The 26376-nt window shown below is 66.6% G+C and carries 20 protein-coding genes, 2 tRNA genes, 1 pseudogene and 1 riboswitch; of the genes and pseudogenes, 4 read left to right on the forward strand and 19 right to left on the reverse strand.

Annotated elements, in window-relative coordinates; translation table 11 throughout:
- Positions 1–71 precede the first annotated feature (71 nt).
- Together B9N43_RS14210 and B9N43_RS14215 are read left to right on the forward strand one after the other, a co-directional pair.
- The gene (locus B9N43_RS14210; protein ID WP_145842847.1) at positions 72–2165 is read left to right on the forward strand and encodes a PAS domain-containing sensor histidine kinase; all 2094 of its coding nucleotides are present in this window, start codon (positions 72–74) and stop codon (positions 2163–2165) included.
- Entirely contained in the window at positions 2162–3736 is a 1575-nt protein-coding gene (locus tag B9N43_RS14215) for a DUF3369 domain-containing protein (protein WP_145842848.1), read from the forward strand. The genes B9N43_RS14210 and B9N43_RS14215 overlap by 4 nt, the downstream gene beginning before the upstream one ends.
- A 103-nt stretch (positions 3737–3839) precedes the next feature.
- Here the strand turns inward: B9N43_RS14215 and B9N43_RS14220 are convergent, their stop codons facing one another.
- The 10 genes and pseudogenes from B9N43_RS14220 to groES all read right to left on the reverse strand — a co-directional run bounded on the left by B9N43_RS14220 (position 3840) and on the right by groES (position 15591).
- Positions 3840–4781, reverse strand: coding sequence for a CysB family HTH-type transcriptional regulator (locus B9N43_RS14220; protein WP_145842849.1), 942 nt, complete (start codon positions 4779–4781; stop codon positions 3840–3842).
- Between the two features lie 241 nt (positions 4782–5022).
- Positions 5023–5748, reverse strand: a pseudogene (locus B9N43_RS14225) (sulfate/molybdate ABC transporter ATP-binding protein); the annotation flags it as partial.
- Between the two features lie 10 nt (positions 5749–5758).
- A complete protein-coding gene (gene cysW, locus B9N43_RS14230; protein ID WP_145842850.1) occupies positions 5759–6643 on the reverse strand; it encodes a sulfate ABC transporter permease subunit CysW in 885 nt (294 codons plus the stop codon).
- Positions 6643–7476: a sulfate ABC transporter permease subunit CysT gene (gene cysT / locus B9N43_RS14235; RefSeq protein WP_145842851.1), complete on the reverse strand. Its 834-nt coding sequence runs from the start codon at positions 7474–7476 to the stop codon at positions 6643–6645. The genes cysW and cysT overlap by 1 nt, the downstream gene beginning before the upstream one ends.
- Positions 7477–7580: 104 nt before the next feature.
- Positions 7581–8588 carry a sulfate ABC transporter substrate-binding protein gene (locus B9N43_RS14240; protein WP_145842852.1) on the reverse strand — a complete coding sequence of 336 codons (1008 nt, stop codon included), beginning with the start codon at positions 8586–8588 and terminating at the stop codon, positions 7581–7583.
- A gap of 108 nt (positions 8589–8696) precedes the next feature.
- Entirely contained in the window at positions 8697–10100 is a 1404-nt protein-coding gene (locus B9N43_RS14245; protein WP_261379338.1) for an OmpP1/FadL family transporter, read from the reverse strand.
- A gap of 64 nt (positions 10101–10164) precedes the next feature.
- The gene (locus tag B9N43_RS14250; RefSeq protein WP_145842853.1) at positions 10165–12486 is read right to left on the reverse strand and encodes an acyl-CoA dehydrogenase; all 2322 of its coding nucleotides are present in this window, start codon (positions 12484–12486) and stop codon (positions 10165–10167) included.
- 203 nt (positions 12487–12689) lie between these two features.
- Positions 12690–13265, reverse strand: coding sequence for a hypothetical protein (locus tag B9N43_RS14255; RefSeq protein WP_145842854.1), 576 nt, complete (start codon positions 13263–13265; stop codon positions 12690–12692).
- A gap of 116 nt (positions 13266–13381) precedes the next feature.
- Positions 13382–13481: riboswitch (cyclic di-GMP riboswitch) on the reverse strand.
- A 132-nt stretch (positions 13482–13613) separates the two neighbouring features.
- Positions 13614–15260 carry a chaperonin GroEL gene (groL, locus tag B9N43_RS14260; protein ID WP_145842856.1) on the reverse strand — a complete coding sequence of 549 codons (1647 nt, stop codon included), beginning with the start codon at positions 15258–15260 and terminating at the stop codon, positions 13614–13616.
- 40 nt (positions 15261–15300) lie between these two features.
- Positions 15301–15591 (reverse strand): co-chaperone GroES, encoded by a 291-nt coding sequence (gene groES, locus B9N43_RS14265; RefSeq protein ID WP_145842857.1) that lies wholly within the window; start codon positions 15589–15591, stop codon positions 15301–15303.
- Positions 15592–15941: 350 nt separating this feature from the next.
- On the opposite strand from groES, the gene B9N43_RS14270 reads away from it, so the two are divergent.
- Complete coding sequence (locus B9N43_RS14270) at positions 15942–16754, forward strand: SDR family NAD(P)-dependent oxidoreductase (RefSeq protein ID WP_145842858.1); 813 nt, start codon at positions 15942–15944, stop codon at positions 16752–16754.
- A 53-nt stretch (positions 16755–16807) separates the two neighbouring features.
- Here B9N43_RS14270 and B9N43_RS14275 read toward each other — a convergent pair.
- The 5 genes from B9N43_RS14275 to B9N43_RS14295 all read right to left on the reverse strand — a co-directional run bounded on the left by B9N43_RS14275 (position 16808) and on the right by B9N43_RS14295 (position 19734).
- Positions 16808–16883 (reverse strand) — tRNA-Lys (locus tag B9N43_RS14275).
- 7 nt (positions 16884–16890) lie between these two features.
- A tRNA-Lys gene (locus tag B9N43_RS14280) sits at positions 16891–16966 on the reverse strand.
- Positions 16967–17084: 118 nt separating this feature from the next.
- On the reverse strand, positions 17085–17990 hold the full coding sequence (xerD, locus tag B9N43_RS14285; RefSeq protein ID WP_145842859.1) for a site-specific tyrosine recombinase XerD: 906 nt from the start codon (positions 17988–17990) through the stop codon (positions 17085–17087).
- A complete protein-coding gene (locus B9N43_RS14290) occupies positions 17987–18475 on the reverse strand; it encodes a methylated-DNA--[protein]-cysteine S-methyltransferase (protein ID WP_145842860.1) in 489 nt (162 codons plus the stop codon). The genes xerD and B9N43_RS14290 overlap by 4 nt, the downstream gene beginning before the upstream one ends.
- A 2-nt stretch (positions 18476–18477) precedes the next feature.
- Complete coding sequence (locus B9N43_RS14295; RefSeq protein ID WP_145842861.1) at positions 18478–19734, reverse strand: glutamate-5-semialdehyde dehydrogenase; 1257 nt, start codon at positions 19732–19734, stop codon at positions 18478–18480.
- Between the two features lie 121 nt (positions 19735–19855).
- Between B9N43_RS14295 and B9N43_RS14300 the strand changes: the two genes are divergently transcribed.
- Positions 19856–21280: a DUF4139 domain-containing protein gene (locus B9N43_RS14300; RefSeq protein ID WP_145842862.1), complete on the forward strand. Its 1425-nt coding sequence runs from the start codon at positions 19856–19858 to the stop codon at positions 21278–21280.
- A gap of 87 nt (positions 21281–21367) precedes the next feature.
- Here B9N43_RS14300 and holA read toward each other — a convergent pair whose 3' ends face one another.
- The 4 genes from holA to leuS all read right to left on the reverse strand — a co-directional run bounded on the left by holA (position 21368) and on the right by leuS (position 26337).
- Positions 21368–22369 (reverse strand): DNA polymerase III subunit delta, encoded by a 1002-nt coding sequence (gene holA / locus B9N43_RS14305; protein WP_145842864.1) that lies wholly within the window; start codon positions 22367–22369, stop codon positions 21368–21370.
- A gap of 82 nt (positions 22370–22451) precedes the next feature.
- Positions 22452–22940, reverse strand: a complete 489-nt coding sequence (gene lptE / locus B9N43_RS14310; RefSeq protein ID WP_145842865.1) for an LPS assembly lipoprotein LptE — start codon at positions 22938–22940, stop codon at positions 22452–22454.
- Positions 22937–23578: a hypothetical protein gene (locus B9N43_RS14315; protein WP_145842866.1), complete on the reverse strand. Its 642-nt coding sequence runs from the start codon at positions 23576–23578 to the stop codon at positions 22937–22939. The genes lptE and B9N43_RS14315 overlap by 4 nt, the downstream gene beginning before the upstream one ends.
- Positions 23578–26337: a leucine--tRNA ligase gene (leuS, locus tag B9N43_RS14320; RefSeq protein WP_261379339.1), complete on the reverse strand. Its 2760-nt coding sequence runs from the start codon at positions 26335–26337 to the stop codon at positions 23578–23580. The genes B9N43_RS14315 and leuS overlap by 1 nt, the downstream gene beginning before the upstream one ends.
- Positions 26338–26376: the final 39 nt, after the last annotated feature.

Raw genomic sequence — 26376 nt, forward strand, 5'->3', positions numbered from 1 at the left:
CGGAAATGCAATGAGGTACACTGCCCCGCCGACGTTGTTCAATTCCCTCCTCCTCGATTGAAAGGTGGGTCATGATCGATCCGCTGCTCGTTCTCCTTGCAGCCATCCTTGCCGTCGGCGCCCTTCTGCTCTACCGCAGCCAGCGCACCTGCCGCGCGGCGCGCGAGGAACTCGCCGCCGTCCGCCCCTTGCTGGATCAGATCCAGACCCTGGCCCATTGCGGCTATTGGCGCCTCGACCTGAACACGCGCGCGCTCGAGTGGTCCGACGAGATGCGGCGCGTCAATGGCGTGCCCATGGACTATCCCATCACTGAAGAGACCACGCGGCAACTGAGCCTTCCCGAGGATTTCCCCAAGGTACTGGCGGCTTTTCAGCAGGCGCTCGCCCACCCGGGGCAAGCCATCGCGTTGATTGCCCGCGTATGCCCGCCCGGAAGCGGCGCGATCCGCTACCTGGATTCGCGCATGCGGGCCGAGTGCGACGCGGAAGGCCGGGCCTGCGCCATCCTCGGCACCAGCCTGGACATCACGGACCGGGTCGTGGCCGAGAACGCCTTGAGGGAAAGCCGCAGCATGCTTGCCGAGGCCCAGCAACTGTCGGGGGTCGGCCACTGGTATTACCGCATGGGGGAGCCCGGCCTCCATTGGTCCGAACAGCTTTTCAACCTGTTCGGCCTGCCGGTGGTCGATGAGGCCATTTCCGTCGAGGCCACCCTTGCCCGTATCCACCCCGACGACCGGCCGCGCGTCCAGGAGGCGATGACCCATGCCGGCCAGAGTCCGCAGACGATGACGCTCATGTTCCGCGTCTTCGGGCCGGGGGGCGCCATCCGCCTTCATGAAGCGCGCATCCGCGGCGAGTTCGACGCGCAGGGCAAGGTCGTGGCGCTCCTGGGCGCATCCCAGGACGTGACCGAGCGCCGCCGCATCGAGCAGACCCTGCGCCGCAATGCCCGCATCCTCGAACAGGCCGAGGCGCTGGCGAAGATGGGCAGCTGGGAGCGCGACATCGACAGCGGCGAGGGCTTCTGGAGCAACGGGCTGTACCGGCTGTATGGACGGTCTCCGGACGCGGGTCCGCTGCGGTTCGCCGAATCGGGGACGATCATCGTCCCGGAGGATTTCGCCCGCCTCGAGGAATGCAAGCGAAGGATGATCGAGCATCATGAGCCATTCGACATCCTGGTTGAAGTCCAGGAACCCTCGGGGGAGTCACGCTACCTGCGCATGGTGTCCGAATTCCAGGCCGCCGACGCCGATGGCGGAGGGCTTGGCGACCGCTTCCTCGGCGTCATCCAGGACGTCACCGACATGAAGCGCACCGAACAGGCGCTGCACGATCTCAACGAAAGCCTCGAGCAGCGCATCCGCGAACGGACCCGGACGCTCGCGGCCGCCCAGGAGCAATTGATCCAGACCGAGAAAATGGCCTCCCTGGGCAACCTCGTCGCGGGCATCTCCCACGAGATCAACACCCCCCTCGGGATCGGCATGACGGCGGCCACCTCGATCCAGGAGGATTTGCAGAAACTGCATCGCCACTTCCAGGCCGGCACGATGAAGCGGTCGGCCCTGGATGCCTTCATCACCCATAGCCTGCAAGGCAGCGAGATCCTCGTGCAGCATCTGAAGCGGGCCGCGGACCTCGTGGCCAGCTTCAAGCAGGTGGCGGCCGATCAATCCAGCGATGCCTGGCGCACCATCGACGTCCATGACTATCTGGACGAGATCATCCGCAGCCTGCATCCGCGCATCAAGCCGTACGCCGTGGAGGTCGTCAACGCCTGCCCCCGCGAGATCGTCCTGCGCACGCACCCCGGCGCCCTCTACCAGATTTTCAGCAATCTGATCCTCAATGCCTTGTCCCACGGCTTCGAGCCCCGGACGGCCGGCACCATCCGGATCGACGCCCGGCGGGAAGACGGAATTCTGGAACTGCGCTGCGAGGATACGGGCAAGGGCATCGCCCCCGACATCCAGAAACATGTCTTCGATCCCTTTTTCACCACCCGCAGAGGGAGCGGCGGCACCGGCCTGGGGCTGAACATTGTCTACAATCTGGTGACCGGCACCCTGGGGGGAACCATCCGGCTCCAGAGTGAACCCGGGCGCGGTACCGCGCTCATCATCCGCATTCCGACCGACCTTGGAGGGAAAAAATGAGAGAACCTCCTTCAGACGATCTTTTTTTCGCGCCGGAAGACGCCGCGGCCGCGACTCCGCAGGCGCTCGACGCCTCCCCCTGGAAAATCCTCATCGTCGACGACGACCCCGGCGTGCATGACGTCACCCTGTTCGCCCTGCGCGATTTCGATTACGCGGGTCGCGGCCTGAAGTTTTTTCATGCCTATTCGGCGAATGAGGCCGTCGATTACCTTGAAAGCCATCCCGACATCGCGATCGCGCTGGTGGACGTGGTCATGGAAGAGGAACAGGCGGGGCTCAAATTGGTCCGCCGGATCCGCGAGGAAATGAACAACTCGATGATCCGCCTGATCCTCCGCACGGGCCAGCCTGGCCAGGCGCCGGAGCGGACGGTCATCCGCGAATACGACATCAACGACTACAAGGAAAAGGCCGAGCTTTCCGCCCAGAAACTCTACAGCACCGTGCTGGCTTGCCTGCGCGCCTTTCGGGATCTGACGGCCCTGGAGGGGCACCGCGCCGGGCTCTTGCAGGTGATCGACGCATCGGCCGTCGTCTTCCGCATCCAGGGCCTGCGAGATTTCATCAAGGGCGTCCTTGAGCAATTGGTGGCCTTGCTCTACCTGAAAAAGGATTCGATGATCATCAACGGCGACAGCCTGGCAATGGAGCATCATGCGGGGGGCATGACCGTCGTCGCCGCCACGGGCCGTTTCTCCCCGCTCGTCGACAAGCCGCTCTCGGAACTTCCCCTTGCGGTACGCGCCGTCATCGACGAGGCCATCCGCCGGAAGGCCTCGATCCGGAAGGCCGACATTTTCGCCGGCTACTTCTGCCCCCGGCCGGGGCGGGAAGACGTGATCTACCTCTGCGGTTATCGTCCCCTGAACGACGACGAGGTGCGACTGATCGAGCTTTTCCTGCACAACACCGCCATCGCCTATGAAAACATCCTGCTCCGCGACGACATCGAGGGCACCCAGCGCGACATGATCTACATGCTGGGCGAGGCCATCGAAACCCGTTCCAAGGAGACCGGACAACATGTCCGCCGGGTCGCCGAATTCTGTCGCACGATCGCCCTGGGCCTCGGCCTGCCCGAGCGGGAGGCGGACATCCTTCAGATCGCCGCGCCCCTTCACGACCTTGGGAAAATCGGCATTCCGGACGCCATCCTGCACAAACCCGGGAAGCTGGACGAGCCGGAATGGCGCATCATGCGGACGCACGCCGCGCTGGGGGCCGAGATGCTCAAGCGGTCGGAACGGGAAATCCTGGTCGCGGCCTCGCTGATCGCGGGCCATCACCACGAAAAATGGGATGGCAGCGGTTATCCGCAGGGATTCTCGGGCGCCGACATCCATATCTATGGCCGTATCGCCGCGGTGGCCGACGTGGTGGACGCGCTCTCCAGCCGCCGCACCTACAAGGAGCCATGGCCTTTTGACGCCATCTGGGATTACCTGCGCGCGCAAAGCGGCGTCCATTTCGATCCGGAGATCGTCGCCTGGGTCTTGGCCAACGTCGAGCGTCTGGAAGCCATCCGTCAGGCCTTTCCCGACGAGGGCGACCCGCCCCACCATCCGTAACGCTCCCCGCCGTCCTGGCGCGCTTTCGCCGCTCGCTCACCCAGACGCAGCGCTGACCTTGCGCCGGCCGCCGACGTTCATCCTCGAACCGAGGTTTTCAGGTTCATTCGATCTCCGGCTCGCGCGGGGGCGCCATGGCGTTGCGAACCACGATTTCCGTCAGGGTGGGGGCGCACCATTCGATGAAGCGATAGGCGAAGCCGCGCAGGTAGTGGCCCTTGCGCACGGCGATGCGCGTGGTGTTGATGGGAAAGTCCCGGTCGAGATTCAGCAGCCGCAGCCCCGTATCCTTGGCCGGGTTGAACGCCACCGAGGCCACCACGCCGACGCCCAGGCCCAGTTCCACGTAGGACTTGATCACGTCGGCGTCGAGCGCGGCCATCACGATGTCCGGGCTCAGGCCGGCGGCGGCGAAGGTGCGGTCGATGTTGCCGCGGCCGGTGAAGCCCTCGTGGTAGGTGATGATCGGATACTCGGCCAGGGCCTCCAGGGTCAGCGGCCGCGCGTCGAGCAGAGGATGTCCCTCGGGCACGATCACCCCGTGGTGCCAGGTGTGGTAGGGGAATGACGCCAGGGTCGCGACGCCCTCCAGGGCCTCGGTGGCGATGCCCACGTCGGCCTCGCCGGCGTTGAGCAGCTCGACGATCTCCGCCGGGTTGCCCTGGTGCAGGACCAGGTGCACCTTGGGGAAGGCCTGCTTGAAGCGCGTCACCACCGGCGGCAGCACGTAGCGCGCCTGGGTGTGGGTGGTGGCGATCACCAGGCGGCCCTCGTCGCGCTGCGCGAACTGGTCGGCCAGGCGCTTGATGTTCTGCGCGTCGAGCAGCATGCGCTCGACGATCTGCAGCAGCTCCTCGCCGGGCGCGGTCAAGCCCAGCAGCCGTTTGCCGCGCCGGACGAACAGCTCGACGCCGAGCTCGTCCTCCAGATCCTTGATGTGCTTGCTGACGCCCGACTGGGAGGTGAACAGGGCGTTGGCCGCGTCGGTCAGATTGAAATTGCGCCGCACCGTCTCGCGGATGATCCGCAGTTGTTGAAAGTTCATGTCGTTTTAGCGTGAAACAGCAAATTGGAACGATAAGTCAGACATCCGAGCGCAGCGAGCAAACGCAATCACCTCCCCCGGAGAGGGGGAGGTTGGGAGGGGGCCGTCCCAAGGGAGGCCTGCGCCCCCTCGGGGGCAGCGAACGAAGTGAGCGTGGGGGTTGTTTCATTCAGATGCCCGCGCCCTGTTGCAGCACATAGCCGCGATGGCGGATTTTCGCCTGCAGCAGCCAGACGGGGCCATGGTCCTGCAGATCGAGGAAGTCCGCAACGAAATCCGTCGCCGGCCGTTCCACCAGTTGCTGCGGCGTGCCGACCTGCTCCACCCTGCCGTGGTTCATCAGCACCACCCGGTCGGCGACTTCCAAGGCCTCCTCCTGGTCGTGGGTGACGAAGAGGCTGGTGATGTGGAGTTCGTCGTGCAGCCGCCGCAGCCAGCCGCGCAGCTCCTTGCGCACCTTGGCGTCCAGGGCGCCGAACGGCTCGTCCAGCAGCAGCACCCGGGGCTCCACCGCCAGGGCCCGGGCCAGGGCGATGCGCTGGCGCTGGCCGCCGGAAAGCTGGGCCGGGAAGCGGTCGGCCACCCAGGAAAGTTGCACCAGTTCCAGCAGCGCGCCCACCCGGCGGCGGATCTCCGCTTCTGCGGGGCGCTGGCGCCGAGGCTTCACCCGCAGGCCGAAGGCCACGTTGTCAAACACGCTCATGTGGCGGAACAGCGCGTAATGCTGGAACACGAAGCCCACCTGGCGTTCCCGCACGTGGGTATCGGATGCGTCTTCTCCTTCCAGCAGCACCCGGCCGCTGTCGGCCTGTTCCAGACCGGCGATGACCCGCAGCAGAGTGGTCTTGCCGCAGCCCGAGGGACCCAGCAGGGCAGTCAATTCTCCGCTGGGGAAATCCAGAGAGACATTGTCCAGGGCGGTGAAGTCACCAAAAACCTTGTTGATGTTCTGAACCTGAATGCTCATGGTTGTTCCCTTAAATAGGTGCCGCCGCCTGGCGGCCTTTCCATTCCACTGCCTTCTTGACGGCCAGGGTCACCAGGGCCAGCAGGGCCAGCAGGGAGGCCACGGCAAAGGCAGCGGCAAAGTTGTATTCGTTGTAGAGGATTTCCACATGGAGGGGCATGGTGTTGGTCTCGCCCCGGATGTGGCCGGAGACCACCGACACGGCGCCAAACTCCCCCATCGCCCGGGCGTTGCAGAGGATCACGCCGTAGAGCAGGCCCCACTTGATGTTGGGCAGGGTCACGTGCCAGAAGGTCTTCCAGCCCGGGGCGCCCAGGACCACCGCCGCTTCTTCCTCTTCCCGGCCCTGGGCTTCCATCAGAGGGATCAGTTCCCGGGCGACGAAGGGAAAGGTGACGAAGATCGTCGCCAGCACGATGCCGGGTATCGCAAAGATGATCCTGATGTCGTGGTCCTGGAGCCAGGGGCCGAACCAGCCCTGGGCGCCGAACACCAGCACGTAGATCAGGCCGGCGATCACCGGCGAGACGGAGAAGGGCAGGTCGATCAGGGTCATCAGGAAATGCTTGCCGCGAAACTCGAACTTGGCGATCAGCCAGGCCGCCGCCACCCCGAACACCAGGTTCAGCGGCACGGCGATGGCCGCCGCCGTCAAGGTCAGGGTAATGGCCGACAGGGCATCGGGCTCCACCAATGCCTTCAGGTAGGCATCCCAGCCTTTGCGCAACGCTTCGGTGAACACCGCCGCCAAGGGCAGCAGCAGGAAGAAACCGAAGAAGGTCAGGGATACCCCGATCAGTGTCCATTTCACCCAGGCCGGTTCCCGGGTGGCCGCGTTGTTCTCGTAACGGCCAGCATCGTTGCCGGTCCAATGGGTTGCGGCTGCTCCGCTCATCAGCGATTCCTCCCGGTGCGGCGGGCCGTCCATAGCTGCAGGCCGTTGATGGCGAACAGCAGCAGGAAGGACGCCACCAGCATCACCACGGCGATGGCCGTGGCGCCTACATAGTCGTACTGCTCCAGCTTGGTGATGATCATCAAGGGCGTGATCTCCGACACCAGGGGGATGTTGCCGGCGATGAAGATCACCGACCCGTATTCACCGATTGCGCGGGCGAAGGCCAGGGCGAAGCCGGTCAAGAGGGCCGGCAGCAGCACTGGAAAGACCACCAGGCGCACGGTCTGCCAGCGGCCGGCCCCCAGGCTGGCGGCGGCTTCCTCCAGCTCTGTTTCCAGGTCCTGGAGGATGGGCTGCACCGTGCGCACCACGAACGGCAGGCCGATGAAAATCAAGGCCACCAACACGCCGAGGGGGGTGAATGCCACCTTGATGCCATGAGGTTCCAGCAGGCGGCCGACCCAGCCGTTGGGCGCATAGATGGCCGTCAATGCGATGCCCGCCACCGCCGTGGGCAGGGCGAAAGGCAGATCCACCAGAGCATCCACCAGGGCCTTGCCGGGGAAACGGTAGCGCACCAGGACCCAGGCCAGCAGCAGGCCGAACACCGCGTTGATGGCGGCGGCGATCAGGGAGGCGCCGAAGCTCAGCTTGTAGGAGGCGATCATGCGCGGCGTGGTGACCACCGCCCAGAAACCTTCCCAGCCCAGGCTGGTGGATTTGATGAAGGTGGCCGACAGGGGAATCAGCACCAGCAGCGACAGATAGATCAGGGTGTAGCCCAGGGACAGCGTGAATCCCGGCAGTACCCGGCGGGCGGCGGCGGACATGGCGTGCCTCGGAAACGGATGCGATGGCGAGCAGTCTATTCAGGCGTCCCCAGCGGACAAACCAAGATTTTTCGATTTGCAAATTCGAATCGGCGCGCTCCATCTCATTGGCCGTAGATCTGGTCGAAGATGCCGCCGTCGCCGAAGTGCGCCTTTTGCGCCTTGGCCCAGCCGCCGAACTCCTGGTCGACGGTGACCAGCTTCACCGGGGCGAACTGCCTGGCGTACTTGGCGGCGACGGCCTTGTCGACCGGCCGGTAGTAGTTCCGCGCCGCCAGTTCCTGGCCTTCGCGCGTGTACAGGTAGTTCAGATATTCGGTCGCCACCTTGCGCGTGCCCTTCTTGTCCACCACCTTGTCCACCACGGCCACCGGTGGCTCGGCGAGGATCGACAGGCTGGGGGTGACGATCTCGAACTTCTCCGGCCCCAGCTCCTTCACCGCCAGATAGGCCTCGTTCTCCCAGGCGATCAGCACGTCGCCGATGCCGCGTTCGACGAAGGTCGTGGTGGCGCCGCGGGCGCCGGAGTCCAGTACCTTGACGTTGGCGTAGAGCTTGCGGACGAACGCCTTCGCCGCGGTCTCGCCGCCGCCCGGCTGGTGGAGGGCGTAGGCCCAGGCGGCGAGGTGGTTCCAGCGCGCTCCGCCGGAGGTCTTCGGATTCGGCGTGATGACGCCGACGCCCGGCTTCACCAGATCGCTCCAGTCCTTGATGCCCTTGGGATTGCCCTTGCGCACCAGGAAGACGATGGTGGAGGTGTAGGGGGCGGCGTTGTGGGGCAGCCGTTTCTGCCAGTCGGCTGCGACGAGGCCCTTGGCGGCGATGGCGTCGATGTCGTAGGCCAGGGCGAGGGTCACCACGTCGGCGTCGAGGCCGTCGATCACCGCCCGGGCCTGCTTGCCCGAGCCGCCGTGCGAAGCCTTGATGGTGACCTTTTCGCCGGTCCTGGCCTGCCAGTACTTGGTGAAGGCGGTGTTGAAATCCTGGTACAGCTCCCGCGTCGGGTCGTAGGAGGCGTTGAGCAGGGTGAGGTCGGCAAAGGCGCTCCCCGCCAGGGTGCCGAGCAGGGCGGCGGCGAGGAGGGTGCGCCGGGCATTTTTTTGGAATGACATGATTTCTCTCCATCAGGTTGTAGTGATGGAGAGAAATCTACGGAGTCCTCCCGGGCGAGGGAACCAAGAAATTCTGCAATGCAAATTCCCCGGCGCTGCCGCAAAGGCTCAGAAGGCGAGCGAGTACTGGATGCCCAGGATATCCACCGCGTTGTCGTAGTTGCCGATCAGATAACCCTGGCTGGCCTGGTTGACGGCACTATGGCCGTTGTCGCGGATGCCGACCTTGTTGACGAAGAGGTGGGCGTAGCCGACGTCCAGCGCGCTGTTGGCATCCAGCTTGAACTGCGCGCCGATGGAGAGCCAGGTACGGTCGCCGTCCGGCAGGCGCGGCGTGCGATAGGTGTCGCCCACCGGGCTCTGGTCGTAGGCCAGGCCCATGCGCAGCTTGGTGGTCGGACTCAGCTGGTAGTTGGCGCCCAGCGAAAGCCGCAGCGTGTCGCGCCAGTGTTCCGGCGTGGCGCTCAGGAGGGTGCCGTTGCTGCGATAGATGTCGAGCGACTGGATCTTCGACCAGCCGGTCCAGGCCAGGTCGCCCAGCACTTCCCAGCGTTCGTCGAGGCGATGGCTCATGCTCAGGGTGACGGTGTCGGGTAGTTCGATGTTGAGCTTGACCGCGCCGTTCGCCAGGGATGGTGCGGCCGCCAGGGTGGCGTTGAGGCCGGCCGCGGTGGCGGGGCTGATCAGGCCGCCGGCGGCGATGGTGGGCTTGTCGAAGTCGACGTTGCCGGTGACGTGGTATTTGACCGAGGAGCGGTGGGCCAGGCCGAGGCGGGTCCGTTCGCTGAGCTGGACGATGACGCCCAGGTTGTAGCCCCAGGCCCAGTCGCTGCCCTTGACCCGCACCGGCGCGCCCAGGTTGCTCAGGGCACCGGCGCCGCACAGGGCGCCGAGGGCCGGGTTGGCGCAGAGGGCGGCGGAGAGGTTGGCGGTGCTGGCCAGCTGGGCGTCGATCTTCTGGTAGTCGACGCCGAAGCCCAGGGACACCCGATCATCGGCCTTGTAGGAGACGGACGGGTTGATGTTGAAGGTCTTGACGTCGGAGCGGGTGGCGTGGAAACGGCCCTGCCAGGATTTGTCGTAGTCCGTGGACAGGCCGAAGGGCGCGCCGGCACCGATGCCGAAGCTCCAGCGCGCATCGATGGGCGCCACGAAATAGACGGCCGGCACCGGCGCCCAGTCGCCGGCATCGCCGCCGTTGCCGCCGCTGCGGGTGATGCCCAGCGGCAGGATGCTGCCGCTGTCGGCGAACTTGACCTGCGGCCGCACCATGTCGAGGGAGGCGCTGAAGTGCTTGCCGCTCGGCAGCAGGCTCATGCCGGCCGGATTGAAGAACACCGTGCTGGCGTTGTCGGCGACCACCGCCGAGCCGGCGAAGGCATTGCCGAGGCCGCTGGCGTTCTGCTCCAGCAACTGGAAGCCGGCCGCGCCGGCAGTGCCGGCCGAGGTGGCCAGGGCGGCCAGGATCAGGCCGGGCATCAGTTTGCGAACCGCTTTTTTCTTCTGGGACATCATCGCACCTCCTCCTTGTGATGGGAGCGTCCGCTCCGGGTTTTCGTACAGCATGCCGCGCACATTACACCGCCGCCGCCGGGTTGGCATCGACGCCGAAATCGAAAGGGAAATCGTCGACCCGGATGACGATGTCGCGCAACCGGTCGCGGTGCGCCAGCAGCGCATACTCCTCGTCGCTCACCACGCCGGCCGCGTGGGCGGCCCGCGCCATGTCGCGCACGTTGGCGAGCGGGTCGGCGGCGAAGCGCCCGGCCCTTTCGGCGGCGCGGATCCGCGCCTCGATCGGCTCGCATTCCATCACTGCCCGCAGCGCGAGTTCGATCGCGCCGAGCGGTTCGTCCTCGCTCCCGGGCAGATGGCAGGCGGCGGTGAGGCGATCGCGGCTGGCCGAGGGGGCGAGCAGCAGCTGCGCCGCCCGCCGGCCCAGCGCATCCGAGGGCACCACGTAGGGATGGCCGAAGGGGAACAGCGCAAGGCGCAGACAGGCCGCGACGAAGCGGTTGGGGTAGTTGGCGATGACGCCGTCGAACGCCTGCTGGGCCTTGTACATCGAGTCCCACATCGCCCAGTGCAGCAGGGGCAGGTCGGCGACCTGGCGGCCCTCGCCCTCGTAGCGCTTCAGGGTGGCGGACATCAGGTACATCTCGGAGAGGATGTCGCCCAGGCGCGCCGAGAGCTTCTCGCGCCGCTTGAGACCGCCGCCCAGGATCAGCAGGGAGACGTCGGCGAGAAAGGCGAAGGCGGCGGACAAACGGGTCAACTGCCGATAGTAGCGCCGCGCCTCGGGCGCGGCGGCGGCCGGCGCACGGGCGAAGCGGGAGCCGGACAGGCCGTGGCCCAGTGCCCGCAGGCCGTTGCGCAGCACATGGCCGACATGGGCGACGAGCAGGCGGTCGAAGGCGGCGCGGCCCGCCGCCCGGTCGGGATCGCGCGCCGCCCGCATCTCCCGCAGCAGATAGGGATGGCAGCGGATCGCTCCCTGGCCGAAGAGAATCAGGCTGCGGGTCAGGATGTTGGCGCCTTCCACGGTGATGCCGATGGGAATCTGCTGATAGGCGCGGCCGAGGAAATTGGACGGCCCCAGGCAGATGCCCTTGCCGCCCAGCACGTCCATGCCGTCGTTGACCACCCGCCGCGCCCGTTCGGTGACGTGGTACTTGGCGATCGCGGAGACCACGGCGGGCTTCTCGCCCAGGTCCACCGCGCCGGCCGTCATGGTGCGGGCGGCGTCCATCAGGTAGGTGTAGGCGCCGATCCGGGTCAGGGCCTCCTCCACCCCCTCGAAGCGGCCCACCGCCATGCCGAACTGGCTGCGGATGCGGGCGTAGGCGCCCACGGCGCGGGCCGTCAACTGGGCCATGCCGACGTTGGAGGCGGGCAGGGAGATGGCGCGGCCGGCGGCCAGGCACTCCATCAACATGCGCCAGCCGTGCCCGGCGGTGGCCGGGCCGCCGATGATGAAGTCCAGCGGCATGAAAACGTCGCGGCCCCGGGTGGGGCCGTTCATGAACGCCGCGTTCAGCGGCTGGTGGCGGCGCCCCAGCTCGACACCGGGATGGTCGCGCGGCACCAGCGCGCAGGTGATGCCGATGTCCTTGTGGTCGCCCAGCAGGCCGTCGGGGTCGTAGAGATGGAAGGCCAGGCCGAGCAGGGTGCACACCGGCCCCAGGGTGATGTAGCGCTTGTCCCAGGTGACGCGCATGCCGATCGTCTCCCGTCCCTGCCACTGGCCCTTGCAGACGATGCCGACGTCGGGGATGGCGGCGGCGTCGGAGCCGGCCCAGGGGCTGGTCAGCGCGAAGGCCGGCACTTCGAGCCCCTTGGCCAGGCGCGGCAGATAGTGGTTCTTCTGCGCCTCTGTGCCGTAGTGCAGCAGCAATTCCGCCGGCCCCAGGGAATTGGGCACCATCACCGACACGGCCACGGCCGAGGAGCGGGTGGCCAGCCGCGTCACCACCTGGGAATGGGCGTAGGCGGAAAATCCCAGTCCGCCGTAGGCCTTGGGGATGATCATGCCGAGGAAGCCGCGCGACTTGAGGTAGTCCCAGGTTTCCGGCGTCAGGTCGTGCAGCGCGTGGGAGACCTGCCAGTCATCGACCAAGCGGCAGGCTTCTTCCACCTCGTGGTCGAGGAAGGACTGCTCCTCCGCGCTCAGGGTCGGCCGGGGATAGGACAACAGCACGTTCCAGTCGGGACGGCCGCCGAACAACTGGCCTTCCCACCAGACGCTGCCCGCCTCCAGCGCGTCGCGCTCGGTGTCGGACATCTCCGGCAGCATGCCTTTGTAGAGGGCGAACAGCGGCCCGGTGAGCAGGGTCCGGCGCAGCGGCGGCAGACCCAGCAAAGCGGCAAGGACGAGCAGCAGGGCTAGAGCGACGGACATGATCGGACTTTCTTGGACTTTATCCGGGCGGCGAATGGCGAATCGCAACGGTCTCGCAGAGCATAGGGTCTTCGCCAGACAAGTGGCAAGGATTTTTCAGGCGCGGTGCCGTGGCTGCTGGCGCATCCATTCCGCGGCGGGAGCCGCAATGGAAAAGGCCTGGGCCGTCGTTTGGCGGCTCAGGTCTGGCTGCAGCGCTTGATTCAGGGGGCGTCGTTCAGACAGGCGCTGAGGTTCGCCGCAATTTGGGCCGCATCGTCCCGCACACCCGCGTTGACCACGCAGTGGCGCGGCGCTGGCGCCTGGCGGGATGACGAGATCCGGCGCGAGGCGCGGTTGCCGTAGGGCGTCGCGAGGAAGCTCTGGTCCGTCGGCGCCGCCCGCGCCTCCAAACCGCCGGCAGCGGTGCTGCCGTTGCCGATACCGGCGCCGCCGATGCGGGTGCGCTCGGGCCAGGCGCCGGCCCCCGTACCGCTCCCGACGTTGGCGTTCGACGAGGACATGTTCTCGGCATTCAAACGATCCCCTACCTTGCCGGCCAAATTCAGGGCGACGATCAGGGCCGACAGCAGCAGCAGTGGAATCCACGCCATGCGCCACCACGGCGGCGCAGGTTTCGAGGCGGATGGCGCGCGAAAATGATTGCCTTCGTGGCCGATGTCGCCGACAACGGCGTCTTTCGGCGGGGTTGACGCCACCAGCGCCGGCGCCTTGGGCCTGGTGTTTTTCTTTTTCTTGACGTATCCGACGACCCGCCTTCTGACGATAGTGGGGGGCATGACCTTCTCCTCGATGTCGAGAGGGAAATGTCCGGTCGGCGGGCGAAGGGGATAGGGGATCGCTGGACGAGGTCGACATCGAGCGCGGAATTTCCGCGGCGATGCCGGAGTCCTGACCTGGCGGTCCCGCTATCCTGGGGTGGAATTCACACGAATGCACCCGGTAGACCGGAGACTTTGCGTCCCCACCTTTCGATGGGTTTGCCTTTTTCAGTTTTTCGATTGCGGCGTGAGTATATGCTAAATGCGACGGATGCGCGCAGTGCGCAGTGGATGGATGATGCCCAATAGCAAAACACCCGGCCGAAGCCGGGTGTTTCGATTGCTTGAGCGGAGCTCAGGCGGACATCACATCATGTCCATGCCGCCCATGCCACCCATGCCGCCCATGCCCGGCATGCCGCCCATGGCGGGCTTGTCTTCCGCCAGTTCGGCCACCATGCAGTCGGTGGTCAGCATCAGGCCGGCCACGGAGGAGGCGTTTTGCAGCGCGGTGCGCTCGACCTTGGTGGGGTCCAGCACGCCCATCGCCACCATGTCGCCGTATTCGCCGGTGGCGGCGTTGTAGCCGAAGTTGCCCGTGCCCTCGAGCACCTTGTTGATCACCACGGAAGGCTCGTCGCCGGCGTTGGCGGCGATCTGACGCAGCGGCTCTTCCAGGGCGCGCAGCACGATCTTGATGCCGGCGTCCTGTTCGGCGTTGTCGCCCTTGACGGAGACGGTGGAGCGGGCGCGCAGCAGGGAGACGCCGCCGCCGGGAACGATGCCTTCTTCAACGGCGGCGCGAGTGGCGTGGAGCGCGTCCTCGACGCGGGCCTTTTTCTCCTTCATCTCGACTTCGGTGGCCGCGCCGACCTTGATCAGGGCCACGCCGCCGGCCAGCTTGGCCACGCGCTCCTGCAGCTTCTCGCGGTCGTAGTCGCTGGTGGCTTCGTCGATCTGTTTGCGGATCGCGGCGACGCGAGCCTTGATGGCGTCCTCGGTGCCGGCGCCGTCGATGAGGGTGGTGTTTTCCTTGCCGATCTCGACGCGCTTGGCTTGGCCCAGATCCTGCAGGGTGGCCTTCTCCAGGGACAGGCCGACTTCCTCGGCGATCACGGTGCCGCCGGTGAGGATGGCGATGTCTTCCAGCATGGCCTTGCGACGGTCGCCGAAGCCGGGGGCCTTGACGGCCACGGTCTTGAGGATGCCGCGGATGTTGTTCACCACCAGGGTGGCCAGGGCTTCGCCGTCAACGTCCTCGGCGATGATCAGCAGCGGGCGGCCGGCCTTGGCGACTTGCTCCAGCACCGGCAGCAGGTCGCGGATGTTGGAGATCTTCTTGTCGAACAGCAGGACGAAGGGATTGTCCAGGATGGCGATCTGCTTGTCCGGGTTGTTGATGAAGTAGGGGGACAGGTAGCCGCGGTCGAACTGCATGCCTTCCACCACGTCCAGTTCGTTGTCCAGGGACTTGCCATCTTCGACAGTGATCACGCCTTCCTTGCCGACCTTGTCCATGGCCTTGGCGATGATGTCGCCGATATTGGCGTCGGAGTTGGCGGAAATGGAACCCACCTGGGCAATTTCCTGACCGGTGGTACAGGGCTTGGACAGCTTCTTCAGTTCTTCGATGGTGGCGGTGACGGCCTTGTCGATGCCGCGCTTCAGGTCCATCGGGTTCATGCCGGCGGCCACGTACTTCATGCCTTCGCGGACGATGGCCTGGGCCAGCACGGTGGCGGTGGTGGTGCCGTCACCGGCGACGTCGGAGGTCTTGGAAGCCACTTCCTTGACCATCTGCGCGCCCATGTTCTGGAACTTGTCCTTCAGTTCGATTTCCTTGGCCACGGACACACCGTCCTTGGTCACGGTGGGGGCGCCGAAGGAACGCTCCAGCACCACGTTGCGGCCCTTCGGGCCGAGGGTCACCTTGACGGCGTCGGCCAGGACGTTGACGCCTTCGACCATGCGGTGGCGAGCGGAGTCGCCGAACTTGACTTCTTTAGCAGCCATTGATGTATCTCCTTGAAATCTCTAGATTGGACGGGGCCGATCAGGCCTCGATCACGCCCATGATGTCTTCTTCGCGCATCACCAGCAGCTCCTCGCCCTCGACCTTGACGGTCTGGCCGGAGTACTTGCCGAACAGCACGCGCTCGCCCACCTTCACGGCCATGGGGCGGACCTTGCCGTCTTCCAGGATCTTGCCGGTGCCCACGGCGAGCACTTCGCCCTGGTCGGGCTTCTCGGCGGCGGAGTCGGGAATGACGATGCCGGAGGCCGTCTTGCGCTCGTCTTCGATGCGCTTGACGATCACGCGGTCATGCAAGGGACGGATTTTCATGGATATATCTCCTTGAGGGATGACGTGGAATGCGGCGGCGCCGCGAATGAATGAGTCGGAGGACGGCAAGATCGGTGTTGCTCTTGATTAGCACTCGCCGCCGACGAGTGCTAATAATAGTGGCCGTCCCTCGGGTTTTCAAGGGCACTGGTCGAAAATTGATGCGAGGGGCGGGGCTGCGCCCGAGCCCCGCAAGCCGGAAAAGATACAAATTGATGTTTGACCGGGAGCGCGGGGCGAACGATACTTACGAGGTTGCAGCGGACGGTCTCATCGGCTGTAAAGCCTTTATCCATGCGCCTTGTTTCCGGACCGCTGTACCAAAATCATTTACTGAAAGGGATCCAAGAATGACCAAGCGTTTCGAAGGCCGTGTGGTGATCGTGACCGGTGCCAGCCTGGGAATCGGCCGTGCCTGTGCCAAGCAGTTCGCCGACGAGGGCGCCATCGTGGTCGGCTGTGCCCGCCGCAAGCCCAAGCTGGACGAACTGGCGGCCGCCGTCACGGCCAACGGCGGCAAGTTCAAGAGCGTGGAACTGGACGTCAATGACCTGGACGGCTTCGCCAAGCTGGTCCATGATACCGTTGCCGAATTCGGCCGCCTCGATGTGCTGGTGAACAATGCCCCCTCCGTCAAGGGCGGCATGATCGTCGACCAGACGATCGAGGACTTCCGCTCCAACTTCACCGCGTCCGTGGACAGCGTGTTCATCGGCTGCCGCGAAGCCCTGAAGGTCATGATGAAGCAGCGCTCCGGCTCCATCATCAATATCTCCTCCGTCAGCAGCCTGCGCGCGGGCCTGGCCGCCGGTGCCTACGGCGCCTCGAAGGCGGCGGTGAACCAGTTCACCCAGTGCGTGGCGATGGAGGCCGCGCCCTTCAATGTCCGCATGAACGTGGTCGCGCCCGGCTCCACCGTCACCGCCGGCATGAACGCCGCGTTCCGCAAGAACGAGGCGGCCCAGGACGCGGTGGCCGCGTCGATCCCGATGCTGCGCCACGGCGCCGCGGAAGAGGTGGCCGAGGCCGTCTGTTTCCTGGGTTCCGACCAGGCGTCCTACATCACGGGCGTGATCCTGCCGGTCGACGGCGGCAAGACGCCGCAGATGGCGCTGCCGAACTTCGACATCAGCGCCCTGAACAACGTCAAGGTCGATAAATAAAGAAAAAGCCCAGCCGGTCCGGCTGGGCTTCGCTCGATGCATTGGGTGAAATCTGGTGGGTTGTCACAGATTCGAACTGTGGACCTACGGATTAAGAGTCCGCTGCTCTACCAACTGAGCTAACAACCCATTCTCATGGTGGGTCGGGCGAGACTCGAACTCGCGACCAACGGATTAAAAGTCCGCTGCTCTACCGACTGAGCTACCGACCCCCAAAAGAGGCGCGGATTATAGAGAGGCACCCTCCGCACTGTCAAACGCCGGATGCTGTTTCGATGTCGGCGCATCCATCCCCGCGGACGACGAGCCCGCAACCGCGCCCGGCGGCCCTCAACCGCGGGGGTGATGGCGCTGGTGCAGTTGCTTGAGCCGTTCCTGGGCGACGTGGGTGTAGACCTGGGTGGTGGAGATGTCGGCGTGGCCCAGCAGCAACTGCACCACGCGCAGGTCGGCGCCGTGGTTGAGCAGGTGGGTGGCGAAGGCATGGCGCAGCACGTGGGGGGAAATCCGCTCCCGCGGAATGCCGGCCTGCGCGGCGTGCTTCTTGATCAGGGTCCAGGCCATCTGCCGCGTCATGCCGGCGCCGCGGCGGGTGACGAACACCTCGTCGCAGACCTTGCCGCCCAGGATGGCGGGGCGCCCTTCCCGCAGATAACGCTCCAGCCATTCGCCGGCGATGTCGCCGATGGGAACCAGCCGTTCCTTCGCGCCCTTGCCCAAAGTGCGCACCACGCGGTCGCTCAGGCCGAGTTCGAAGAGCTTGAGCCCCACCAGTTCGGAGACCCGCAGCCCGGTGGCGTACAGCAGTTCCAGCAGCGCCCGGTCGCGCAGGCCCAGGGGGGTGGTCACATCGGGGGCGGCGAGCAGGGCCTCGACCTTGTCTTCCGAGAGGGTCTTGGGGAAACGGCTGCCGGGAAGCGGCGATTGGACGTTGAGCAGGGGATCGACGCCGATCCGCCCGTGATCGAGCAGCCAGTGGTAGAAGCGGCGCAGCACCGTGTACAGGCGGCGCTGGCTGGACGGCTTGGGCGGACTGGGCTGGGCGAGGAGGTGGGCGAAGTAGCGATTCACCTCGGTCTCGCCCACGGCGCCAAGCGGCGTATGGCGCGGTTCGAGCCAGGCGGCGAACAGGGCGAGGTCGCTGCGGTAGCTGGCCAGGGTGTTCTTCGCCAGGCCGTCCTGCAGCCACAGGGCGTCGATGAACTCGTCGAGCAGCGCGGCGTCGGCCGGATTCATCCCGGGGCGTCGGGCAGGCAGCCTTCGTGGCGCAGCAGCCAGCGCTTCACGTCCAGCAGGAAGCCGCCGCGCGCGTTGGCAAAGCCGCCCAGGCCGCCGTTGGCGGCCAGCACCCGGTGGCAGGGCACCACCGGCGGATAGGGGTTGGCGCCGCAAGCGCCGCCCACGGCGCGGGGCCCGCTGTTGAGCTGGGCGGCGATCTGGCCGTAGCTGCGGGTCTGGCCCAGCGGGATGGCGTTGATCTGGGCCCAGACCCGGCGCTGGAACGGCGTGCCGGCCGGCGCCAGGGGCAGGCTGAACTCGAAGCCGGGATCCTTCAGCCAGGCCCGCAACTGGCGCACCGCTTCGCGCGCCAGGGGCAGTCGCGGCGCCTGCTCGGGCCCCGGCGGCAGATAGTCGATGCCCAGAATCTCGTCCGCGCTGCAACGCAGGCCCAGATTGAAGCCCGGCGCCGCGGCGATGATCGCTTGCCAGGTGCCGTCCATGATCAGCCGCGGACTTCGCCGTCGCCCAGCACGATCCATTTCTGGCTGGTGAGGCCTTCCAGGCCGACCGGGCCGCGGGCGTGGAATTTGTCGGTGGAGATGCCGATCTCCGCGCCCAGCCCGTATTCGAAGCCGTCGGCGAACCGGGTCGAGGCGTTGACCATCACCGAGCTGGAGTCCACTTCGCGCAGGAAACGCATCGCGTGGGTGTAGTTCTCGGTGACGATGGCGTCGGTGTGCTTGGAGGAATACTTGTTGATGTGGGCGATCGCTTCATCCACGTCGGCCACCACCTTGACCGAGATGATCGCGGCCAGGTATTCGGTGGCGTGGTCCTCCTCGGTGGCGGGCTTGGCTTCCGGCACCAGGCGCCGGGTTTCCTCGCAGCCGCGCAGCTCGACGCCCTTGGCGGCCAGCATCCGGGCCAGGGCGGGCAATTGGGCGGCGGCCACGCCGCGCGCCACCAGCAGCGACTCGGCGGTGTTGCAGGTGCCCAGGCGCTGGGTCTTGGCATTCTCGACGATCCTGAGCGCCTTGGCAGGGTCGGCCGCGTCATCCACATAGACGTGGCAGTTGCCGTCCAGATGCTTGATCACCGGCACCTTGGCGCCTTGCGAGATGCGCTCGATCAGACCCTTGCCGCCGCGCGGCACGATCACGTCGATGTACTCGGGCAGGGCGATCATCCGGCCCACCACTTCGCGATCGGTGGTCTCGATCACCTGCACGGCGGTTTCCGGCAGGCCCGCGGCCGCAAGCCCCTGGCGGACGCAGGCGGCGATGGCCTGGTTGGCGCGGATCGCCTCCTTGCCGCCGCGCAGCACCGCGGCGTTGCCCGATTTCAGGCACAGCGCCGCGGCGTCGGCGGTGACGTTGGGACGGGCTTCGTAGATGATGCCCACCACGCCGAGCGGCACCCGCATCTTGCCCACCTGAATGCCGCTGGGACGGCGCTTCATGTCGGTGACCTCGCCCACCGGGTCGGGCAGGGCGGCGACCTGCTCCAGGCCCTGGGCCATGGCTTCGACGCTCTTGGCGGTCAGCGTCAGGCGGTCGATCATCGCCTCGTCCAGGCCGTCGCGGCGGGCCTGGGCGACATCCTCGGCGTTGGCGGCGAGCAGGCCGGCGCAGTTCTCGCGGATCGCCGCGGCCATCGCCCGCAGCGCGGCGTTCTTGGCGGCGGTGGAGGCTTTCGCCGTCGCGTAGGAAGCGGCGCGGGCGGCCTGGCCCACGCCGGTCATGTACTGTTCGATATCCATCGGAAACTCCCGAAACAATGCTCGATTGTACCGCCGGCGGGCTGCCGCGGCAGTTGCCCGCCGCCCCGCGCCCCGTGGCATCATCCGGGACCGTTGTCCATTCCGTTCAGGGAGTCCGATCATGCGTTCCTCCATCGCGCGCCTGCTGCTTGCCTCGCTGTCCGCGGCCTGCGCGGCGAACGTCGCACACGCCACGCCGTCCGCTGAACTGATCTCCACCGCCGCGGACCGCGGCGCGATCGCGGTGACCGTCTACAACGACGATCTGGCCCTGGTGAAGGAGCGGCGCAAGCTGACCCTGCCCGCCGGTCCGGTACGCCTCTCGCTGCGCGAAGTCTCCGCCCGGATGCGGCCGGAGACCGCGTTGCTGCAGGCGGCTTCCGGCCGGCCGCTGACCTTGATCGAGCAGAACTTCGATTTCGATCTGCTGACGCCGCAGAAGCTGCTCGACAAGTACGTCGGCCGCGAGGTGACGGTGATTCGCACCAATCCAGCCAGCGGCGCGGAAACGCGGGAGAAGGCCAGCGTGCTGGCGACGACCCAGGGCACGGTGCTGCGCTTCGCCGACCGGATCGAGACCGGCGTTCCCGGCCGTCTGGCCTTCGACGGCGTGCCGGGCAACCTGCGCGACCGGCCGACGCTTTCGGTGCTGCTGGAAAGCGCGGGAGGCGCGCAGACCCTGGAACTGTCGTACCTGAGCGGCGGCTTGAGCTGGCAGGCGGATTACGTCGCGGAACTGGATGGCGGCGGCCGCCAGCTGGACCTGAATGGCTGGGTCACCCTGACCAACAGCAGCGGCACAACGTTCGAGAACGCGGCGCTGCAACTGGTGGCCGGCCAGGTCAACCGGGTGCGCCCCGTGGCCCGCGCCTACCTGGCGAAGCCGGAGGCCGTCGCGATGGCGGCACCCGCGCCCGCGCCGCGGGAGGAGGCGCTGCTGGATTACCACCTCTACAGCTTCGATCGCCCCACCACTCTGGCCGACAACCAGACCAAGCAGCTGGCCCTGCTTTCCGCTGCGCGCGTGCCGGTGGAGCGCGAGTACCTGCTGGCCGGCGCCGATTATTACTACATGGGGCGCTACGACGTGCTGGGCGAGAAACTCAAGCCGGCGGTGTTCGTGATTTTCCAGAACCGCGGCGGCCAGCTGGGCAAGCCCCTGCCGGCCGGCGTGGTGCGCGTCTATGCGCGGGACAGCCAGGGCGCGGCTCAGTTCGTCGGCGAGGACCGCATCGCCCACACGGCGAAGAACGAAACCGTGCGTCTGCGCCTGGGTGAGGCCTTCGACATCAGCGCCGAGCGCAGGCAGACCAGCTACAAACGCATCACCGAGCGCAGCGCCGAGACCGCCTATGCGATTCGCCTGCGCAACGCCAAGCCCGAGGCGGTGACCGTGAAGGTGCAGGAAACCCTGCCCGGCGACTGGGAGATCGTGCAGCAGACCCAGAAACACGTGAAGGAATCGTCCCGCGGCGCGGTCTGGAATGTCACCGTCCCCGCCGAGGGCAGCGCCACCCTGGAATACACGGCGCGCGTGAAGTGGTGAGGCCGGGCGTCGAGTTGGTTGTATTGAGCCGCAGCGGCCTGACTGCGCCACCCCTCCCGCGGGGAGAGGGGCCGGGGGTGAGGGTGCTTATTTCGAGAGCTTCAGTGCCAACTGAAGCATCTCGTCCCAGATGTCGCCCCGGGCCAGCCCCTTGATCATGCGGTCGATGCGCGCCGCGTGCAGCAGGGCGGCACGGGCGGCGGCGCTGCTGATGCGCTGGGCGGCGGCGCGCACCGGTCCCTGGCGCGGGCCGAACACCTTCGCCTCCTTCAGCGCGCCATCGGCCGGCAGGCCGCGATCCATGGCGGAGCGCACCTGGGCCAGGGTGCGGACCTCGCTGGTCAGCGCCCACAGCACCAGCGGCGGCGCCGTATCCTCGGCGCGCAGGCCGTCCAGCAGGCGCCCGCAGCGGGCCAGATCGCCGGCCAGCAGCGCGGCCCGCAGCTTGTCCACGTCGAAGCGGGCCACGTCCAGCACCGCGTCCTCCACCTGCTCCAGGCTCAGGGTACCCGCCGGATGGAGCAGGGCCAGCTTCTGGATCTCCTGGTGGGCGGCCAGCAGGTTGCCCTCGACGTGGTCGGCGATGAATTCCAGGGCTGCGCGGGGGGCGCTCTGCTGCTGCCGGGCCAGGCGGCCGGCGATCCAGTCGGGTAGCTGCGGCAGCGGCGGGGCGTTGCATTCCAGCACCACGCCGGCTTCCATCAGGGCGGTGAACCAGGCGGCCTTCCTGGCCTGCCAGTCCAGCAGCGGCAGGCTGATCAGCGTCGCGACGCCGGGGCCGAGGGTGCCGCAATAGCGTTGCAGCGCTTCGCCGCCGTCCCGTCCCGGCTTGCCCGAGGGGATGCGCAGATCGATCAGCTTCGAGCCGCCGAACAGCGACAGATTGCCGGCGGCCAGGTACAGATCGTCCCAGCGGAAACCGGGGCCGGCGGTCAGCACTTCGCGGTCCTCGAAGCCCTGGATCCGAGCGGCGGCCCGAATCGCGTCCGCCGCCTCGATGGCCAGCAGCGGTTCGTCGCCATGCACCACATACAGCGGTGCCAGTGGTTTCTGCAAATGCGCGGCAAGTTGCTCGGGACGAAGCTGCACAGTGTTTGGTTTTCCAATCAGCCGCAAAGCGGCTCTGATTCAGTCACCCCTTCCTTTAGGAAGGGGGCGGGGGATGGATCGTTCACTTTTGCAGTTGCTTCGCAGCTGCAAAGCGGCGAAGCAACTGCTGCACCAGATCGTTCTGCATGTCCCGCAGCAGCAGGTTTTCCTCGTTTTCCTTGGACAGGATCTGATCGTCGGCGAAGGTGACGTCCCGGCGCAGCACGATCTGGCCCGGGGGGATCAGTTCCTGGCCCTTGGGGTCATGGACGCGGAAGCTGAAGGTGCGGACCAGCTGGTATTCCCGCACGCGGCCGGCGGTGTTGAGGGACACGATGTTCTTGGCCATGTTGTCCGCGCTGACGCTGAAGACCGCCTGGGCCTCGGCCGGGGTGTCGACCACCCGCGTCCTGCTCGACGCCTGCACGGTGCGCGCCAGTTGAACGCGCAGTTCCGCGGTTTCCGGCAAGGCGATGTAGAGGGTCTCGAACGGCAGGTCGCTGGAGCCCCGCAACTGGAAACCGCAGGCCGTGAGGAGGAGGGCGTGGGCCAGGACGATCAGTTTTTTCATTTGCGGCGGACCTTTTTGATGCTTTTCGACGGGACTCTACGGGGGAGGGCCTTGGTACCGGTCTTCTTGGCGGGCTTGTGGGCGGATTTGCCGCGGACAGGCTTGTGCGGGAGGCGCGCCGAGCCGCTCAGCAGCGACGACAGGGTAACGGTTTCTTCGACCGGGGTACAGCCGGCGGCGCCGCTCCCATCGCATTTTTCCCCGCTCAGGTGGCAGGCCACGCGCTGGCCGTCGCCGGAAAAGCTGGGCGCTTGCAGCGAGCGGTCGCCGTTCTCGGCCAGCAGCAGGCTGGTGTCTTCCCGGTCGATCACCTTGCCGCGAATCAGGTCGATGCTGATGCAGCCCAGTTGCAGACGCTCGCCGCGCCGGATCAGGGACGTGTAGGCCAGCTTGTCGCCATGCAGGGTGGCCGCCGAGAACGCCTCGTGAAAGGCCGGCAGGCGCAGGGTCTGGGTCTTGCCCGAAGAAGCGTCCACCAGGTCCCAGGTGCCGTTCCGGGCCGGCTTCAACAGCCGCGTGTCGTCCAGGCGGAACACGGTGGATTCCGTGGAGTCCGTGGGCTCCGTGGATTCCGCCGGTCCGGTTTCCGCCGCCGCCGAGACGGCCGTCAGCGCCAGGATCAGGAGCAACCTGCGCATCAGACCACGATGTTGACCAGACGGCCGGGCACCACCACCACCTTCTTCGCCGGTTGGCCTTCCATGAACTTCCGGGCGGCCTCGGCGGCCAGGGCGGCGGCCTCGATGGCGGCCTTGTCGGCGCCGGCCGGCACCTTGAGGCTGCCGCGCAGCTTGCCGTTCACCTGCAGCATCAGCTCGATCTCGTCCTGCACCAGGGCGGACGCCTCGGGTTCGGGCCAGGGGGCGGCGAGGATGTCGCCATTGCCTTCCGGGTAGCCCAGTTCGCGCCACAGGTGGTGGCAGATGTGGGGCGTGATCGGCGAGAGCAGGCGCAACAGGATGGAGAAGCCTTCGCTGGCGACGGCCGCATGACCCGCCGCGTCCTTCGGCGCCTTCTCCAGGGCGTTCAGCATCTTCATGGCGGCCGAGGCCACGGTGTTGAACTGGTGCTTGGAAAGGTCGTAGTTGGCCTGTTTCAGGGTCAGGTGGATTTCCCGCCGCAGATTCGCCAGGGCCTCGGGCAGCTTGGCGGGCAGCGGTTCTCCGCCGGCTTTGCCCAGACCCGCGGCCAAGGCCACACCGAAGGCCCACAGGCGCTTGAGGAAGCGGTGGGCACCCTCGACGCCGGAGTCGGCCCATTCCAGGGTCTGCTCCGGGGGCGAGGCGAACATCATGAAAAAGCGCGCCGTGTCGGCGCCGTACTGGTCGATCAGGGACTGCGGATCGACGCCGTTGCGCTTGGACTTGGACATGGTGCCGATGCCCTGGTAATCCACGGCGCTGCCGTCCTCGATCAGCTTGGCGCCGGTGACCTTGCCGGCCTCGTCCTTGATCGGTTCGATCTCCTCGGGGGCGAAATATTCGATGCCGCCCTTCTCCGTGCGGCGGCTGAAGATGTGGTTCAGCACCATGCCTTGCGTGAGCAGGTTGGCGAAGGGTTCGTCGTAGCCGACGAGGCCCACGTCGCGCATCACCTTGGTCCAGAAGCGCGAGTAGAGCAGGTGCAGGATGGCGTGTTCGATGCCGCCGATGTACTGGTCCACCGGCATCCAGTAGGCGGTGCGCTCGTCCACCATGTGGGCGGCGTTGTCGGGAGCGCAGTAGCGGGCGTAGTACCAGGACGAGTCGATGAAGGTGTCCATGGTGTCCGTCTCGCGCCGGGCCGGCTTGCCGCACTGGGGGCAGGCGCAGGCAAGGAAATCCTCCCGTTTGTTGAGCGGGTTGCCGGAGCCGTCGGGCACGCAATCCTCGGGTAGCTTCACCGGCAGCTGGTCGTCGGGTACCGGCACCGAGCCACAAGTCTCGCAGTGGATGATGGGAATCGGGCAGCCCCAGTAGCGCTGACGGGACAGGCCCCAGTCGCGCAACCGGTACTGGGTCTGCTTGCCGCCCAGGCCACGGGTCTCCAGATCGGCGGCGATGGCATCCACCGCCGCTTCGTAGCCCAGGCCGTCATACTTGCCGGAATTGACGCAGACGCCGCCGGCGCTCTTGTCGCCGTACCATTCCCGCCAGGTCTCGCTGTCGTAGGTCTCGCCGGCCTTGGCGATCACCTGCTTGATGGCCAGGCCGTATTTCCTGGCGAAGGTGCCGTCCCGCTCGTCGTGGGCGGGAACGCCCATCACGGCGCCGTCGCCGTAGCCCATCAGCACGTAGTTGCCGACCCAGACCTCGACTTGTTCGCCGGTCAGCGGATGCTCGACGAAGATGCCGGTGGGCACGCCCTTCTTCTCCATGGTGGCGAGATCCGCCTCCATCACCGAGCCGTGCTTGCATTCCTCGATGAAGGCGGCCAGTTCGGGATTGTTGCGGGCGGCATGGGTGGCCAGGGGGTGCTCGGCGGCCACGGCGACGAAGGTGACGCCCATGATGGTGTCGGCCCGCGTCGTGTAGACCCAGAGCAGACCCTTTTGAGCGTCTTCGGCGCTCTGTCTGTTCCCCTCTCCCTCTGGGAGAGGGGCTAGGGGTGAGGGGGCGGCTGCGGTATTGCCCTCACCCTCAGTCCCTCTCCCGCTTGCGGGAGAGGGAAGCGTCGTGCCGCCTGCGGCGGGCAGCTCGTACTGAAAGGCGAAGCGCACGCCGTGGCTCTTGCCGATCCAGTTGGCCTGCATGGTGCGCACCCGCTCCGGCCAGCCGGGAAGCTGGTCCAGGTCCGCCAGCAGCTCGTCGGCGTACTGGGTGATGCGCAGGTAGTAACCGGGAATCTCGCGTTTTTCCACCACGGCGCCGGTGCGCCAGCCGCGGCCGTCGATCACCTGCTCGTTGGCGAGCACCGTCTGGTCCACCGGGTCCCAGTTCACCACCTGGGTCTTCTTGTAGGCGATGCCCTTTTCCAGCATGCGCAGGAACAGCCACTGGTTCCACTTGTAGTAGTCGGGCTGGCAGGTGGCCAGCTCCCGGCTCCAGTCGATCGCCAGTCCCAGGGACTGGAGCTGCTTCTTCATGTAGGCGATGTTGTCGTAGGTCCACTTCGCCGGCGGCACGCCGTTCTGCATGGCGGCGTTCTCGGCGGGCAGGCCGAAGGCGTCCCAGCCCATGGGCTGGAGCACGTTGTAGCCGCGCATCTTGTGCCAGCGGGTCAGCACGTCGCCGATGGTGTAGTTCCGCACGTGCCCCATGTGCAGCTTGCCCGAGGGGTAGGGGAACATCGACAGGCAGTAATACTTGGGCTTGCCGCTTTGACCGGCGAGGTCCTCCACGGCCCGGAAGGCCCGGGTGTTTTCCCAATGGGCCTGGGCGGCCTGCTCGATTTCGGTCGGGGTGTATTTTTCCTGCATGGCCCGTGGCTTTCGATGTCTTGGCAAAGCCGCGAATTA

The organism is Denitratisoma sp. DHT3 (genome assembly GCF_007833355.1).
GTDB lineage: Bacteria > Pseudomonadota > Gammaproteobacteria > Burkholderiales > Rhodocyclaceae > Denitratisoma.